12 protein-coding genes are annotated in these 14,292 nt (G+C 70.8%); 5 read left to right on the top strand and 7 right to left on the bottom strand.

Annotated elements, in window-relative coordinates; genetic code table 11:
- Window positions 1-20 precede the first annotated feature (20 nt).
- The 7 genes from ACWCXB_RS20735 to mtnA form a co-directional block, all read right to left on the bottom strand.
- Complete coding sequence (locus tag ACWCXB_RS20735) at window positions 21-761, bottom strand: response regulator (protein ID WP_450724898.1); 741 nt, start codon at window positions 759-761, stop codon at window positions 21-23.
- A gap of 185 nt (window positions 762-946) precedes the next feature.
- The gene (hpf, locus tag ACWCXB_RS20730; RefSeq protein WP_450724896.1) at window positions 947-1,636 is read right to left on the bottom strand and encodes a ribosome hibernation-promoting factor, HPF/YfiA family; all 690 of its coding nucleotides are present in this window, start codon (window positions 1,634-1,636) and stop codon (window positions 947-949) included.
- Window positions 1,637-1,964: 328 nt separating this feature from the next.
- Window positions 1,965-2,690 carry a ComF family protein gene (locus tag ACWCXB_RS20725; protein ID WP_450724894.1) on the bottom strand — a complete coding sequence of 242 codons (726 nt, stop codon included), beginning with the start codon at window positions 2,688-2,690 and terminating at the stop codon, window positions 1,965-1,967.
- A 160-nt stretch (window positions 2,691-2,850) separates the two neighbouring features.
- Complete coding sequence (locus tag ACWCXB_RS20720; RefSeq protein ID WP_450724892.1) at window positions 2,851-4,692, bottom strand: LpqB family beta-propeller domain-containing protein; 1,842 nt, start codon at window positions 4,690-4,692, stop codon at window positions 2,851-2,853.
- Entirely contained in the window at window positions 4,682-6,703 is a 2,022-nt protein-coding gene (gene mtrB, locus ACWCXB_RS20715) for an MtrAB system histidine kinase MtrB (protein ID WP_450724890.1), read from the bottom strand. Before mtrB ends, ACWCXB_RS20720 begins: the two co-directional genes overlap by 11 nt.
- 1 nt (window position 6,704) lies before the next feature.
- Entirely contained in the window at window positions 6,705-7,394 is a 690-nt protein-coding gene (gene mtrA / locus ACWCXB_RS20710) for a two-component system response regulator MtrA (protein WP_384930999.1), read from the bottom strand.
- A 4-nt stretch (window positions 7,395-7,398) separates the two neighbouring features.
- Entirely contained in the window at window positions 7,399-8,538 is a 1,140-nt protein-coding gene (mtnA, locus tag ACWCXB_RS20705; protein ID WP_450724888.1) for an S-methyl-5-thioribose-1-phosphate isomerase, read from the bottom strand.
- A 182-nt stretch (window positions 8,539-8,720) separates the two neighbouring features.
- On the opposite strand from mtnA, the gene ACWCXB_RS20700 reads away from it, so the two are divergent.
- Genes ACWCXB_RS20700 through ACWCXB_RS20680 form a run of 5 tightly spaced genes read left to right on the top strand, consistent with a single transcriptional unit; the run spans window position 8,721 to window position 14,130 of the window.
- Complete coding sequence (locus tag ACWCXB_RS20700) at window positions 8,721-9,932, top strand: hypothetical protein (protein WP_450724886.1); 1,212 nt, start codon at window positions 8,721-8,723, stop codon at window positions 9,930-9,932.
- A 4-nt stretch (window positions 9,933-9,936) separates the two neighbouring features.
- Window positions 9,937-10,626, top strand: a complete 690-nt coding sequence (locus ACWCXB_RS20695; protein ID WP_450724884.1) for a DUF4129 domain-containing protein — start codon at window positions 9,937-9,939, stop codon at window positions 10,624-10,626.
- Window positions 10,623-11,828: a DUF4350 domain-containing protein gene (locus ACWCXB_RS20690; protein WP_450724882.1), complete on the top strand. Its 1,206-nt coding sequence runs from the start codon at window positions 10,623-10,625 to the stop codon at window positions 11,826-11,828. Before ACWCXB_RS20695 ends, ACWCXB_RS20690 begins: the two co-directional genes overlap by 4 nt.
- Window positions 11,825-12,808, top strand: coding sequence for an AAA family ATPase (locus ACWCXB_RS20685; RefSeq protein ID WP_450724880.1), 984 nt, complete (start codon window positions 11,825-11,827; stop codon window positions 12,806-12,808). Before ACWCXB_RS20690 ends, ACWCXB_RS20685 begins: the two co-directional genes overlap by 4 nt.
- An 11-nt stretch (window positions 12,809-12,819) precedes the next feature.
- Window positions 12,820-14,130, top strand: a complete 1,311-nt coding sequence (locus ACWCXB_RS20680; protein WP_450724878.1) for a DUF58 domain-containing protein — start codon at window positions 12,820-12,822, stop codon at window positions 14,128-14,130.
- Window positions 14,131-14,292: the final 162 nt, after the last annotated feature.

Raw genomic sequence — 14,292 nt, 5'->3', positions numbered from 1 at the left:
CCGGCGCGCCCGACACCCGGCTACCGGATCTCGAGGATCTTCTCGCGCATCGCGTACACCACCGCCTCCATCCTGGAGTGCAGCTGGAGCTTCTCCAGGATGTTGCGCACGTGGTTCTTCACCGTGTTCTCGGAAATGAACAACTCCTTGGCGATATCCCGGTTGTTCATCCCCGTGGCCACCAGCTTGAGGACCTCCAGCTCCCGGTCGGTCAGCCGGGGTGCCGGCACCAGTCGGCGCTCGTCGGTGCGCTGGATCATCGACTTGAACTCGGTGAGCAGCTTCGACGCCATGGACGGGCTGATCTGCGACTGGCCGTCCGCCACAGCCCGGATCGCCGTGGCCACCTCGTCCGTGGAGATCTCCTTGAGGAGATATCCCGTCGCGCCCGCCTTGATCGCGTCGTAGAGATCGGCCTCCTCGTCGCTGATCGTCAGCATGATGATCTTCGCGCTGGGGGCCACCTCCTTGATCGAGGTGCAGGCTTCGATCCCACCGCGCTTCGGCATCCGTACATCCATCAGCACGATGTCCGGCAACAGATCGGCGGCCTTGTCGACCGCCTCCGCGCCGTCACCGGCCTCGCCGACCACCTGGATGTCCTCCTCCTGGGCGAGGACGATCTCCAGCCCGCGGCGGAAGAGGGCATGGTCGTCCACCACGAGCACCCGGATCGGCTCCTTCCGGGAGACACCCGTCTCCGTGCCGTCCGCACTCTCGGCGTCGTCCGCGTCCTGTACCGGCCCGAAGCTGTCCGCCATCGTTCCTCCCCCTGAGGCCATGGCCCTCGTTCATCTGCGGTCTGCCAACCGCAGTCCACAGCGCACCGGTTGGCTCGGGTCGCCATGATTCCATGCCCGCACGACAGCGCGGTGTTCCCGTGGTGGCACGGTGGTGCCCCTGGGGGCGCACAGGGCGCTCCAGGGGCACCACCGGAAAGACGGGATCAGCCGCCGAGCGCGCCACCGGCGCCGCCCGACTCGTTTCCGGCGAGCGGGTCGGTCCGCAGGTGGATGACGCCGTAGTCGTAGGCGTGCCGCCGGTAGACGACACTGGGCTCCTTGGTTTCGGAGTCGACGAACAGATAGAAGTCGTGCCCGACCAGCTCCATCTCGTAGAGAGCCTGGTCGAGCGTCATCGGGGCGGCGACGTGGTGCTTCTCGCGGACCACCAGCGGACCCTCGCCCTGCACTTCGAGCGAGCCGATCCTGGTGGTGGGAATGGCGTCGGATGCTTCCTCGGAGACGGGCTCACCGCTCCCGTTCAACCGGGCCACGCCAGGAACGACGTCCGCGACCTCCGCTGCCGACAGCCGGCCGTTGCCCCGGCGCGTGTGGCGCTTGTCGTGCTGCTTGCGCAGCCGGCCCTCCAGCTTCGCCGTGGCCAGGTCGAGCGCCGCGTACGGGTCGCCGGCGGCTGCTTCCGCCCGGATCACCGGGCCACGCGAGTGAAGTGTGATCTCCACGCGGTCGGAACGGTCTGCCTGCCGCGGGTTGTGCTCCTTGGACACCTCGACGTCGAGGCTGATCACCTTGCCGTCGAGCTTCTGGATCTTCTCCAGCTTCAGCTTCTCGGCCACGTGCTTGCGGAACCGCTCGGGCACCTCGGTCTTGCGGCCCTTGACGACGATGTCCACGCAGAACTCCGTTCCCGGATTGCTCCGCACTCGTCGCGGAGCGTCTCCCTTTTGCACCAGGCCCCGGTGAGCACCGGAGCCTCGGACTTGGTGACTTTCACCTCCTCCTCCCCCATCGGCAAGATCCCCACCCCACCAACTTCGAGGTTCTGGGTTCCCTCATGAACACCTGACCTTAACCCGACCATGCATTCGATGAAGGGCAGAGTTCACCATTCCTCACAACCGAACATAGCTCGCCAGGACGGTTGTCGGCACCCGCTACCAGCGCGTACGTCCGTTCAGGCGATTTCCCCCGCTCACTACCTGCAACGTTTCAACTCCGCTGTCAGTTCCGGTTCATCCCGAAGGACAAAGGCGGTGCGGCGACCACGGCGGCACTCGTCCGGATGCATCCGGAGGAGCCGATGGCGGTCGCGGCACGCAGTGCCCGCGCCGCCTCCACCAGCGAGGCGCCCGTCGTCATCAGATCGTCCACCAGCACCGCTCTGCGGCCCTCCAGCAGCCGCCCGGCACCAGGCACCACCTCCAGCGCCCCCGCCATGTTCAACAGCCTCCGGCGGGCCGTGAGACCCGACTGGTCCGCCACGGCACGGCACTGCCGCAGTACCGGGAGCGCGCAGGCATACGTCCCCGAGCGCCGCAGCACCCCGGCCGCGGCGACCGCGACACGGTGTGCCGCGTCGTGGCCACGCGCCCGCACGGCGCGCCGCGCCGAGGGCATGGGCACGAGCACCAGCGGCTCAGGCCCACCGAGCGCATCGGGCACCGCCGCCCGTACGGCCCCTGCCAGCGCCCCGCCGAGCGGCCCCGCCAGCCCCAGTGCACCCCGCTCCTTGTGCGCCAGCAGCACGGCCCGTACCGCGTTCTCGTAGCGGGCAGCGGCGAAGACGACGGGCAGCCCCGCCGGCTCGGGACACGGCCGCACCCGCCGCGGGCCGCGACCAGCCAGCTGCCACGCGCACTCCTCGCACAGGGGCGTACGAGGACGTCCACAGCCACTGCAGGCGACCGGCAGCACCAGCCCGGAGATCTCGCGCCACCAGCCCCGCATGACCACCACTGTGCCGCTGCGGGGAGCAACCTGCCACCCCTGTGGAAAACTCCCGGACCACTGCTCGCGCTGCTGCCCGCCCAACTGTCTGCGCCGGTGTCCGCGCCCATGTCCGCACGGCCGTCCACGGCCTGTGGAAAACCGGCTCCGGAAGGCCCGGCTACCCCGGGTAGACCGGGGACCAGCCCTTGTCGATCATCGTCTGCCAGTTCGTGGAGGGCGCGAGGCGCACCAGTCCGTCGTCGGAGACGGCCACCAGCGGCTGCTCCTCGTCCTCGGTGGCGGCGACCGCGGACACCTTGTTCAGGCCCGGCAGACCACCCACGGGGGAAAGGGAGCCGTCGGTCTGGATGTAGCGCACCTGCTGCACGCCTCCGGCCTCCTTGCCGACCACGACGAGACGGCTCGGACCGGCCCAGGAAACGGCCGTCACCGACTCCAGGCGGGGCGCCGCGGCCTGCAGCTCCACCACGGAGGCCGTGCTGACCCCTTCGGCGTCCACGTGCCGCTCGATCCGGCCGATCTTCAGGGAGCGCTTGCCGTCCTCGGAGAGCAACAACGCTATCCGTACGCCGTCGGCGGACACCCGCAGCGACTCGATCCGCGCGCCCTCGAGCCCGTCGACCTTGACCTCCTGGGCCTCACCCTCGCCCCCCGCGAAGCGCAGCAGCCTCGGCCGGGCCGGGTCGCGGTCGGCGACCCACAGGTCACTCCGGTCCCAGCTCGGCGCCGACAGCCGGTCCTGTGCCTTCTTGGCGTGACTCACCACCAGGGGGGCGGTGAGTTCTTCGTCGGACATGATCGAGGCCGTGTACAGACGCAGCCCGTCGTGCGAGACGCCCGCCGCGCGCTGACCGTTGCGCGCCACCGCGACGGTGCTCAGACGCAGCGCACCGCTGCCGAACGGACCACGCACCGTGGTCTTGTCGACGGTCTTGGCTCCCGCCCCCACCACAGCCATCCGCCCGTTGACGTCGACGAAGTACACGTTGTCCGGGCTCGCCGAAGCCCGCACCGGGGCGGACGCCTCCGCCTGGTCGGCACTGAGCACGCACAGGTGCGAACCGTCCGCACGCTGCAGCTCCACCTGCTCGACGCGGGGCGACGTCAGATCACGCAGGGTGAGCAGCAGCTGGGTCGCCATGCGCCGGCACACCGTCCGCCCGACATTGGACGCCTTGTCGTTGAGCGGCACCTTCAGCAGATTCTGGTCGTCGGGCGTCAGGGACGTGACGCCCTTCCTCAGCGCCGTTCCCGTGGGGAACGGCGAGCCCACCACCGGCTTCAGCCAGTTCGTCGGCCCTTCGAACAGCGCCGACACCGTCTGCGCGACCGGGTCCATCCGGGTCACGGGATCCTGCCGCTGCCGGATGTAGACCGGGTCCGCGACCACCGACTGCTGCCCGGAGGCGAAGTAGTACTTGTTGACCGAACGGTAGTTGCGCAGGAAGTCGCTCTCCCCGAGCACGAGGCCCTGCGGGGCGGCGTCGATACGCCACTCCTTGCCCTTGCCGTCCGGCCCGCTCTGCCGCACCAGGCGCAGCGACCCGCTGTACTGCGTGGGCGCAGCCGCCTGATACGCGTGCCGCTCCACCGTCGCGATCAGCTCACCGGACAGCGAATAGCCGAGGCTGTCGTCCCCCTCCCCGGCGACCGCGTTCCCGGCATCGGGCGCCTCGGTCAGCACCGTCGTGAGCTGCTCCGGCTTCCACTCCTTGGCCGCACGCTTCGTCAGATACTTGCGTGCCGTCGCAAAGCTCGGATCGTCACTGGTCATGGCCTCCAGGAAACCGACGACGATCTCGTCGGGCACAGCGCCCTCGCGGGGCGGCACCGCCAGGACGCGTACCTGCGAGTCCGCGCCCTTGGTGGCTTTCACCTGCTCCACGTCCCCGCTGTCGGGCATCGACGCGCACCCTGCCAGCAGCACGGCGGCACAGGCGGGCAGCACGAACGTCCGCGCCGCGCGCCCACCGCCGTAACCACGACGCTCAGCGCCCACGTGTCGTGTCCTCCCGCTCCGAGATCCGTCCGGCCGTCTCGCACTCACCCAGCCGCTCTCCGGCCTGACGCGCCACGACACGCGCACCGCTGCCCGGCAGGGCCGCCGGGTCCACCGCCGCCGGCGTGGCGTGCGGGGGCACCGGTGCCCGCGAGGGCACCGGAATCGGCAGCCGGTCGGCGCCGGGCTGCACGGGGACGGTCGTCAGCCGCTGCGCACCCTCGGTCGCTCCGCCGTTCGCCTCGACGGCCGCGGCACGCTCACGGGCGCGCCGGGAGTCCTCGGGCTCGAGAGGTATCGGCGATCCGCGCAGCGGCTCGTCGGCGGTGCGCGGCAGGGTCAGACGGAACTGCGAGCCACCACCCGGCTCGCCCCACGCCTGGAGCCAGCCGCCGTGCAGCCGCGCGTCCTCGACGGCGATGGACAGGCCGAGGCCTGTGCCGCCGGTGGTGCGCGCCCGCGCCGGGTCGGCCCGCCAGAAGCGGTTGAACACCCGCGTGGCCTCGCCGGGCTTCAGTCCCACGCCGTAGTCCCGTACGGCCAGCGCGACCGCCCCGCCGGCCGACGCCATCCGTACGACCACATCGCGTCCCTCGCCGTGCTCGACGGCGTTGACGACGAGATTGCGCAGGACCCGCTCGATGCGCCGGGCGTCGGCCTCGGCGACCACGGGCTGCTCGTCGCCGACCACCCGGATCCGGGTGCCCTTGCGCTCGGCCAGCGGCTCGGCGCCGCCGATCACCCGGCGCACGACCTCGCGAAGATCTATGGGCTCGGCCTCCAGCGCGGCCGCGCCCGCGTCGAAGCGACTGATCTCCAGAAGATCGGAGAGCAGGGACTCGAACCGGTCGAGCTGGTCGCCGAGCAGCTCCGCGGAGCGCGCCGTCACCGGGTCGAAGTCGCTTCGCGCCTCGTGGATGACGTCGGCCGCCATCCGTACGGTCGTCAGTGGGGTGCGCAGCTCGTGCGACACGTCCGAGACGAACCGCCGCTGCATCCTGGACAGCTCCTCCAGCTGCTGGATCTTGTGCTGGAGGTTCTGCGCCATCTTGTTGAAGGCCTCGCCCAGCCGCGCGATGTCGTCCTCGCCGGTGACCTTCATCCGCTCCTGGAGCCGCCCGGCGGAGAGCCGCTCGGCAATGCCGGCCGCCATCCGTACGGGCGTGACGACCTGCCGCACGACCAGCCACGCGATCGCCCCGAGCAGGACGACCACGAACAGCCCGGCCGTCGCCAGCGTGCCCTTGACCAGGCTGAGCGACTCCTCCTCCTGCGTCAGCGGGAAGAGGTAGTACAGCTCGTAAGAGTTGCCCGCGACGTCGTTGAGGCGCTTGCCGACCACCAGCCCGGCCTCCGGCTCCTTCGGAACCGAGTACTTGATCTTGACGTACGTCTGGAACGTGCCCGTCCCCTGCGCGACCGAGCCGCGCAGTGCCTCGGGAATGCTCGTCACATCCACGTCGCCGGACGCCCGCGGGCCCCGGCTCGTCCCGGCGTCCTCGGAGTCCGGGCTGAGCGCCACCACGTGGTAGGCGCCCTGGCCACCACTGGCCAGCTGCTTCACAAGCTCTGATCGCCAGTTCACGGCGCCCCTGCCGGGCCTGCCGTCGGTGACATCACCGTCGGGGCCGCCGAGGGCGACGGGCCCGCTCGCCTTGTCCTGCGCCGCCGCGAAACCGCCGGCGGCCTGGCTCAGCGCCGCCTGCTCCTTCGCGTCCAGCAGCCCGTTGCGGACCTGGCCGATGACCACGAGTCCGAGCAGCAGCACCACGCCCAGTGACATCAGCAGCGTGCTCGCGACCACCCGCAGCTGGATGTTCCGCCGCCACAGGCGGACAGCAGGCAGGAGCGGTCGTCGGACCAAGCGCATGACCATCCGGGGCACCGGCCCACCCGGTGCCCCGTCCAGGAAGACCCGGCTCACGCGCGAATGCCCATGCCCGGGCCCGGCAGCCCGCCCCGTACGGACTCCCGGCCCCCCGGGCTTCGGAGCAGTGCTGCCCACGGCCATGTCAGCTCGGTCCCGCCTTGTAGCCGACGCCACGGACGGTCACCACGATCTCCGGCCGCTCCGGGTCCTTCTCGACCTTGGAGCGAAGCCGCTGCACATGGACGTTGACCAGCCGGGTGTCGGCGGCATGGCGGTAGCCCCACACCTGCTCGAGCAGCACCTCACGGGTGAACACCTGCCACGGCTTACGGGCCAGCGCGACGAGCAGATCGAACTCGAGCGGGGTCAGCGCGATCGACTGCCCGTCCCGCTTCACGGAATGGCCGGCCACATCGATGACCAGGTCCCCTATCGCGAGCTGCTCGGGAGCAGGCTCCTCCGACCTCCGCAGCCGTGCCCGGATGCGGGCCACCAGCTCCTTCGGCTTGAACGGCTTCACGATGTAGTCATCGGCACCGGACTCCAGCCCGACGACCACGTCGACAGTGTCGCTCTTGGCCGTGAGCATGACGATCGGCACACCCGACTCGGCCCTGATGAGCCGGCACACCTCGATGCCGTCCCTGCCGGGCAGCATGAGATCCAGCAGTACGAGGTCCGGCTTGACCTCACGGAAAGCGGCAAGTGCCTTGTCGCCGTCCGCTACGAACGACGGCTCGAACCCTTCACCACGCAGCACAATCCCGAGCATCTCGGCCAGTGCGGTGTCGTCGTCGACGACAAGGACGCGTCCCTTCATATTCGACATCATCCCATTAGCTAATCGTTACCTGGCGTGACCTGGCACACAGCTCCGCTATTCCGTCCCCGGTGACCGGGGACACGACTCCTTCTTCGGTGACGACGGCCGTCACGAGTTCGGGCGGCGTGACGTCGAACGCAGGGTTGTACGCCAGGGTTCCCAGCGGGGCGACCGGAAGCCCGCCACCCGGCTCGACCCCCGCCGCCGACTGCGGCGCCATGACCTCCGTCACCTCCTGCCCCGGCCTCTGTTCGACCTCTATCGACGACCCGTCCGCGGTCTGCAGATCCACCGTGGTGGTCGGCGCCACCACGATGAACGGCACATGGTGGTACTTGGCGAGGACAGCCAGCGGGTAGCTCCCCACCTTGTTCGCCACGGAGCCGTCCGCGGCTATCCGGTCGGCCCCGATCAATACCGCATCCACCTGGCCCGACGCGAACAGCGAACCCGCCGCATTGTCCGTGAGCAAGGTGTACGCCATACCGCTCCCGGCCGCCTCGTACGCAGTGAGCCGGGCTCCCTGCAGCAGCGGCCGCGTCTCGTCGACCCACAGCGTGCGCAACCGGCCCGCCCGGTGCGCGGCGAGCGCCACCGCAAACGCGGTGCCCTCGCCGCCGGAGACCAGCCGCCCTGTGTTGCAGTGCGTCAGAATCCGGTGGCCACCGCCCGGCAGCAGCTCATCGAGCAGCGCGAGCCCATGGCCCGCCATCCGCGCACTGGCCTCGGCGTCCTCCCGGTGCAGCGCCTTCGCCTCGGCGAGCGCAGCCGCCTCTGCCGCACCGGCGCCCTTGCCGATCGCCTCCCGGTACGCGGAGGCCGCCCGCCGCACGCCATATGCGAGGTTGACCGCGGTGGGCCGCGCCCGCTCCAGCATGGCCGCCGCCTCCGCGACGTCGTACCCACGGGCGGCGGCCAGCGCCACCCCGTACGCGCCGGCGATCCCGAGCAACGGCGCCCCGCGCACGGCGAGCGTCCGGATCGCCCCCACCAGCGCCGGGACGTCCGTACAGACCAGCTCGACCTCCTCGGCGGGCAGCCGGGTCTGGTCGAGAAGGACCAGTACGGGGCCTTCGGACATCTCGTCCCAGCGCAGCGCGGGCGGCGGCGCCGGTTCCTCGCCGGCCGGGACATGAACGTGCTGATCAGCCATCCGCCCAGTCTGCCCGCTACGGCAGCGACAATGAAGGCGAGAAGGAGATCCAGGGCCCGGCCCACCGGCGGGCGGCGCGTGGCACGATGGCTGCCGACCTTCCGCCACACCGGGCGGACAGGCGCCAAGACAGCACTGGCTCCCCGAGCCGGGCGTGCGACCAATCCACGAGGTGGACGACTGTGAACGACACTCCGGGCTGGGCCTCGCCCGGATCCGTGCCCTCCGACGGCCAGGGCAACGGAGTGCCGCGGCCCGACGAGCCCGCCGACCCGACCGGGCCCGACTCGAAGTGGTCCAAGCAGCAGCCGCCGGCCGGCCAGTGGGCCCCGCCGACCGCGCCCGGTGGCGGGCCTGTACCGCCGGTCCAGCCGGGCTGGGGCGGCGGACCGCAGCGGAGCGGCTGGGACCGGCCGCCCGCCGCCAAGCCGGGAGTCATCCCGCTCCGGCCCCTCGGCGTCGGCGAGATCCTGGACGGCGCGGTGTCGACGCTGCGCGAACACTGGCGGCCGGTGCTGGGCGTCACGATCACGGTCTCCGTCATCTCCCAGATCGCGGACATCCTGGTCCAGCGCTATCTGGTTCCCCGGGCCCCGGCACTCGATCCGAACGCGAGCCCCGCCGAAGTCGTCAACCAGACCGTCGACGCCATGCAGTCGAGCCTGGTCGCTTCGGTGCCGACCCTGATCTTCACTCTGATCGCGACCATCTTCAGTACCGCACTGCTCACCGTCGTGGTCAGCCGCTCGATCCTGGGGCGCCCGGTCACTCTCGCCGATGCCTGGAGCGAGGCCCGGCCGAGGCTGCTTCAGCTGCTGGGGCTCACCCTGCTCATCATGGTGATCGCGACAGGTGTGATCACCGTGGGCGTTCTCCCCGGGATTCTGCTCGACTCCGATTCCCTCGGCGTACTGGGCGGATTCGCCGGCATCCTCGCCGCCGTCTGGCTCTGGGTCCGCTACGCCCTCGCCTCGCCCGCGCTGATGCTGGAGCGTGCGGGCATCACCCAGTCGATGCGCCGCTCTGCCAAGCTGGTCCGCAACGCCTGGTGGCGGACGTTCGGCATCCTGCTGCTGGTGATGGTGCTCGTCTTCATCGTCTCGATGATCATCGTCACGCCCTTCAGCCTCCTCGCCATGCTGGCCGACAGCGACGGGTTGGCCGGGATGTTCAGCGGTGCCGCCCCCGAGTTCGGCTGGCCCTTCCTGATCATCACCGGCATCGGCGCGGTGATCGCCTCGGCCATCACCTACCCGATCTCGGCCGGCGTGACAGTCCTCCTCTACGTGGACCAGCGCATCCGCCGAGAAGCCCTCGACCTCGAACTGGCCCGGGCCGCCGGCGTCCCCGGTCACGGCTCCCCCGCACCCGGCAACGACACCTCCTGGAGCTGATGCGGTGTCCATCACGGGGGGCACGACCACGGCGCGGCTCTTGAGTCGCGTCAACGACGACGTACCGGTGGAAACTCCGCGCGTCCCCGCCCGGGAGGCGGCCGAGCGGGAACTGTCCAGGCCGATGTACCACGAGAACGATCCGAACCTCCTCGAACGCGGCCTCGACCGCTTCTGGGAGTGGGTCGACGGCATCTTCGACTCCGCATCCGGCGCCGCACCGGGCGGAGTGCTCGGACTCGTCGCCATCGTCCTGGTCGTCATCGCCCTGGCCGCCGCGCTGTGGTGGCGGCTGGGCACCCCGCAGCGCAGCCTGACCACCGGCGACGCCCTCTTCGACGACGGCCCGCGCAGCGCCGCGGAACACCGCACCGCAGCCGAGGCACACGCCGCCGCCGGGCGCTTCAACCAGGCCGTCCAGGAGCGGATGCGCGCCATCGTCCGCTCCCTGGAGGAGCGGACCCTCCTCGACCCGCGCCCGGGACGCACCGCCGACGAAGCCGCGGCCGAGGCCGGCCGCCCCCTGCCCGACGAGGCCGACGCACTCCGCGCCGCGGCACGGTCCTTCGACGACATCACATACGGCGGCCGCACCGCCGACCAGCAGACATATCTGCGCCTGAAGGACCTCGACAGCCGACTGGAACGCGCCAAACCCCAACTGAGCGCCGCGTCCCAAGGAGCAGCCGAATGACCGCGGCCACGACCGGCACCACATCCACAGCCCTCACGTCCCGCCAGATCTGGACGCGAAGCCGGGGCATGCTGCTCGCACTCCTGATCCTCGTCGCCGCCGGGATCGCCATCGCCGCCGTACGCTCCGGGGAGGAGCACGGGCGCCTCGACCCTCGCTCCGCGGAAGCCCAGGGCAGCCGAGCCGTGGCCGAACTGCTCAAGGCCGAGGGCGTCGACACTCGCGTGGTCACCACCCTCGGCGAGGCCACCGCAGCCACCGGCGCAGACACCACCCTGCTGGTCGTCACGCCGGATCTGCTGACGGGGACCCAACAGGAGGCCCTGCGCACGGCCATGGTCCCGTCGGGCGGCCGCACGGTCCTGGTCGCCCCCGGCCCGCCGTCCGTCGGCATCCTCGCCCCCGGCGTACGGTCCGAATCGCGCACGCCCGTCTCCGCTCGTGATCCCCAGTGCACCTTCCCCGCCGCCCAGCGCGCGGGAAAGGCCGACACAGGCGGTGAACGCTACGCCGCGGACGACTTCCTCGACACCGACGCCTGTTACCTCAGCGGCGGTCTGCCGACGCTGCTCAGGGTCGGCGACCCGGGCGACGGCGACACCGTCCTGCTCGGCTCCCCCGACATCCTCACCAACAAGCGCCTCGGCAAGGAGGGCAACGCCTCCCTCGCGCTCCAACTCCTGGGCTCCCGGCCTCATCTCGTCTGGTACCTCCCTTCGCTCAGTGATGAATCCGCCGTCGCCGACGACAGCGGCGACGAGGCCGGCGAGAGCGGCATCGGCGACCTGATCCCGTCCGGCTGGCTGTGGGGCACGCTCCAGCTCTTCTTCGCCGCAGTGCTCGCCGCGATCTGGCGCGCCCGCAGGCTCGGACCGCTCGTGACCGAACGGCTGCCCGTCGCCATCCGTGCCTCGGAAGCCACCGAGGGCCGCGCCCGCCTCTACCGCAAGGCCAACGCCCGCGACCGCGCCGCCACCGCACTTCGCTCGGCCACCCGCACCCGGCTGGCCCCCGTCCTCGGCGTCGCCCCGGCAGGCGCGCACACCCCCGATGTCCTGATTCCCGCCGTGTCCGCGCGACTCGTCGACGGGGACCGGGACGTCAGGGCCCTGCTCTTCGGCCCGGCACCCGCCGACGACGCCGCTCTCATCCGCCTGGCTGACCAACTCGACGCCCTCGAAAGAGAGGTACGCACTTCATGAGCGCCCCGACCCCCGAGACCCCCGAGAACTCGGACCGCGCACGCGCCTCCCTGGAGGCCCTGCGAACCGAGATCGCGAAGGCCGTGGTCGGCCAGGACTCCGCCGTCACCGGACTCGTCGTGGCCCTGCTCTGCCGAGGTCATGTCCTCCTCGAAGGCGTCCCCGGCGTCGCCAAGACGCTCCTCGTCCGCGCCCTCGCCGCATCCCTCGAACTCGACACCAAGCGCGTCCAGTTCACTCCCGACCTCATGCCCAGCGACGTCACCGGCTCGCTGGTCTACGACGCGCGGACCGCGCAGTTCTCCTTCCAGCCGGGTCCCGTATTCACCAACCTGCTGCTCGCCGACGAGATCAACCGGACGCCCCCGAAGACCCAGTCGTCGCTGCTCGAGGCCATGGAGGAACGCCAGGTCACCGTCGACGGCACCCCGCGCCCGCTCCCCGACCCGTTCCTGGTCGCCGCGACCCAGAACCCGGTCGAGTACGAAGGCACGTACCCCCTCCCCGAGGCCCAGCTCGACCGTTTCCTGCTCAAGCTGACGGTGCCCCTGCCTTCACGCCAGGACGAGATCAACGTCCTCTCCCGGCACGCCGAGGGCTTCAACCCGCGCGACCTGCACGCCGCAGGAGTCCGCCCCGTCGCCGGACCGGCCGATCTTGAGGCCGCCCGGGCCGCAGTGGCGAAGACTTCGGTGTCTCCCGAGATCGCCGGCTATGTCGTCGATATCTGTCGTGCCACGCGTGAATCCCCCTCACTCACCCTCGGTGTTTCCCCCCGAGGCGCCACCGCACTGCTCTCCACCGCCCGAGCCTGGGCCTGGCTCACCGGCCGGGACTATGTCACTCCGGATGATGTGAAGGCCCTGGCCCTCCCCACCCTCCGGCACCGCATTCAACTGCGCCCCGAGGCGGAGATGGAAGGAGTCACCGCAGACTCCGTCATCACCGCGATCCTCACCCACGTCCCCGTTCCCCGCTGAGGCGGTGCACAGTGGCCCTCACCGGACGAACTGCTCTCCTCGCCGCCCTCGGCTCCATCCCCGTCGGCGTATTCGCACCCAGCTGGGCGGGAATCCTTGCCGTCAACGCACCACTCTCAGTAGCAATTCTGTGCGACTACGCCTTGGCCGCGCCAGTGCGAAAGCTCCAGTTCACCCGAAGCGGTGACACCTCAGTTCGACTCGGTGACAGCGCGGAAGTCCAGCTCACCGTCACCAACCCGACTGCCCGTCGCCTGCGTGCACACCTCCGGGACGCCTGGCCGCCGAGCAGCTGGGTCCCCGGCACGGAGCAGGCGGCCTCCCGCCACAGACTGACGATCCCGGCCGGTGAGCGCCGCCGTATCTCCACGATCCTGCGCCCCACCCGCCGCGGTGACCGCCAGGCAGAGCGCGTCACCGTCCGCTCCTACGGCCCGCTCGGCCTCGCGGCACGCCAGGGCAACCACGAAGTGCCATGGACCGTGCGCGTGCTGCCACCGTTCACCAGCCGCAAGCATCTCCCCTCCCGTCTCGCCCGACTGCGGGAGCTCGACGGCCGGACCAGCGTGCTGATCCGCGGCCAGGGCACCGAGTTCGACAGCCTCCGCGAATACGTACCGGGCGACGACACCCGCTCGATCGACTGGCGCGCCACCGCCCGCCAGAACACCGTCGCGGTACGCACCTGGCGGCCCGAACGGGACCGCCACATCCTCGTCGTGCTCGACACCGGCCGTACCTCGGCCGGCCGCGTCGGCAACGTCCCGCGTCTGGACGCGGCCATGGACGCCGCGCTTCTCCTCACGGCGCTCGCGACGCGCGCCGGAGACCGCGTGGACCTTCTGGCGTACGACCGCCGCACCCGAGCCCAGGTCCAGGGGCGCGCGGCCGGAGAGGTGCTCCCGGCGATGGTCAATGCCCTCGCCCCGCTCGAACCGGAACTCGTCGAGACCGACGCCCGAGGCCTCAGCGCCGCCGCGCTCAAGCACGCCCCGCGCCGCTCCCTCGTCGTTCTTCTGACGAGCCTGGACACTGCTCCGATCGAGGAGGGCCTGCTGCCGGTCCTCCCTCAACTCACTCAGCGCCACACGGTGGTTCTGGCATCTGTCGCCGACCCGCACATCGCGGAAATGGCCAATGACCGCAGCACCTTGGACGCCGTGTACAACGCCGCCGCCGGCACGCAGGCCCAGGCCCAACGCCGCCGCACGGCCGAACAGCTCGAGCGGCACGGGGTCACGGTCGTCGACTCCACCCCGGAGAACCTGGCTCCTGCTTTGGCAGATGCCTACCTGGCTCTGAAGGCAGCAGGACGCCTCTAGCAACACGGCGGGGGACAGCGAAGACCACTCTTCTGGCGAGGCAGGAGAGTGGTCCATTCTGTCCGAGCCTGAACGCAGAAAAGCCCCGGACCACAAGGTCCGGGGCTTTTTGCAATGATTGTTCGGCGGCGTCCTACTCTCCCACAGGGTCCCCCCTGCAGT

The organism is Streptomyces sp. NPDC001514, from assembly GCF_053597075.1.
This window is presented reverse-complemented; position numbering and strand designations above follow the sequence as displayed.

Excerpts from the sequence above, each read along its gene's own strand:
- ACWCXB_RS20735 (WP_450724898.1), bottom strand. The coding sequence starts at position 761 with ATGGCGGACAGCTTCGGGCCGGTACAGGACGCGGACGACGCCGAGAGT.
- ACWCXB_RS20725 (WP_450724894.1), bottom strand. The coding sequence starts at position 2,690 with ATGCGGGGCTGGTGGCGCGAGATCTCCGGGCTGGTGCTGCCGGTCGCC.
- mtrB (WP_450724890.1), bottom strand. The coding sequence starts at position 6,703 with ATGGCCGTGGGCAGCACTGCTCCGAAGCCCGGGGGGCCGGGAGTCCGT.
- mtrA (WP_384930999.1), bottom strand. The coding sequence starts at position 7,394 with ATGATGTCGAATATGAAGGGACGCGTCCTTGTCGTCGACGACGACACC.
- mtnA (WP_450724888.1), bottom strand. The coding sequence starts at position 8,538 with ATGGCTGATCAGCACGTTCATGTCCCGGCCGGCGAGGAACCGGCGCCG.
- ACWCXB_RS20690 (WP_450724882.1), top strand. The coding sequence starts at position 10,623 with ATGACCGCGGCCACGACCGGCACCACATCCACAGCCCTCACGTCCCGC.
- ACWCXB_RS20685 (WP_450724880.1), top strand. The coding sequence starts at position 11,825 with ATGAGCGCCCCGACCCCCGAGACCCCCGAGAACTCGGACCGCGCACGC.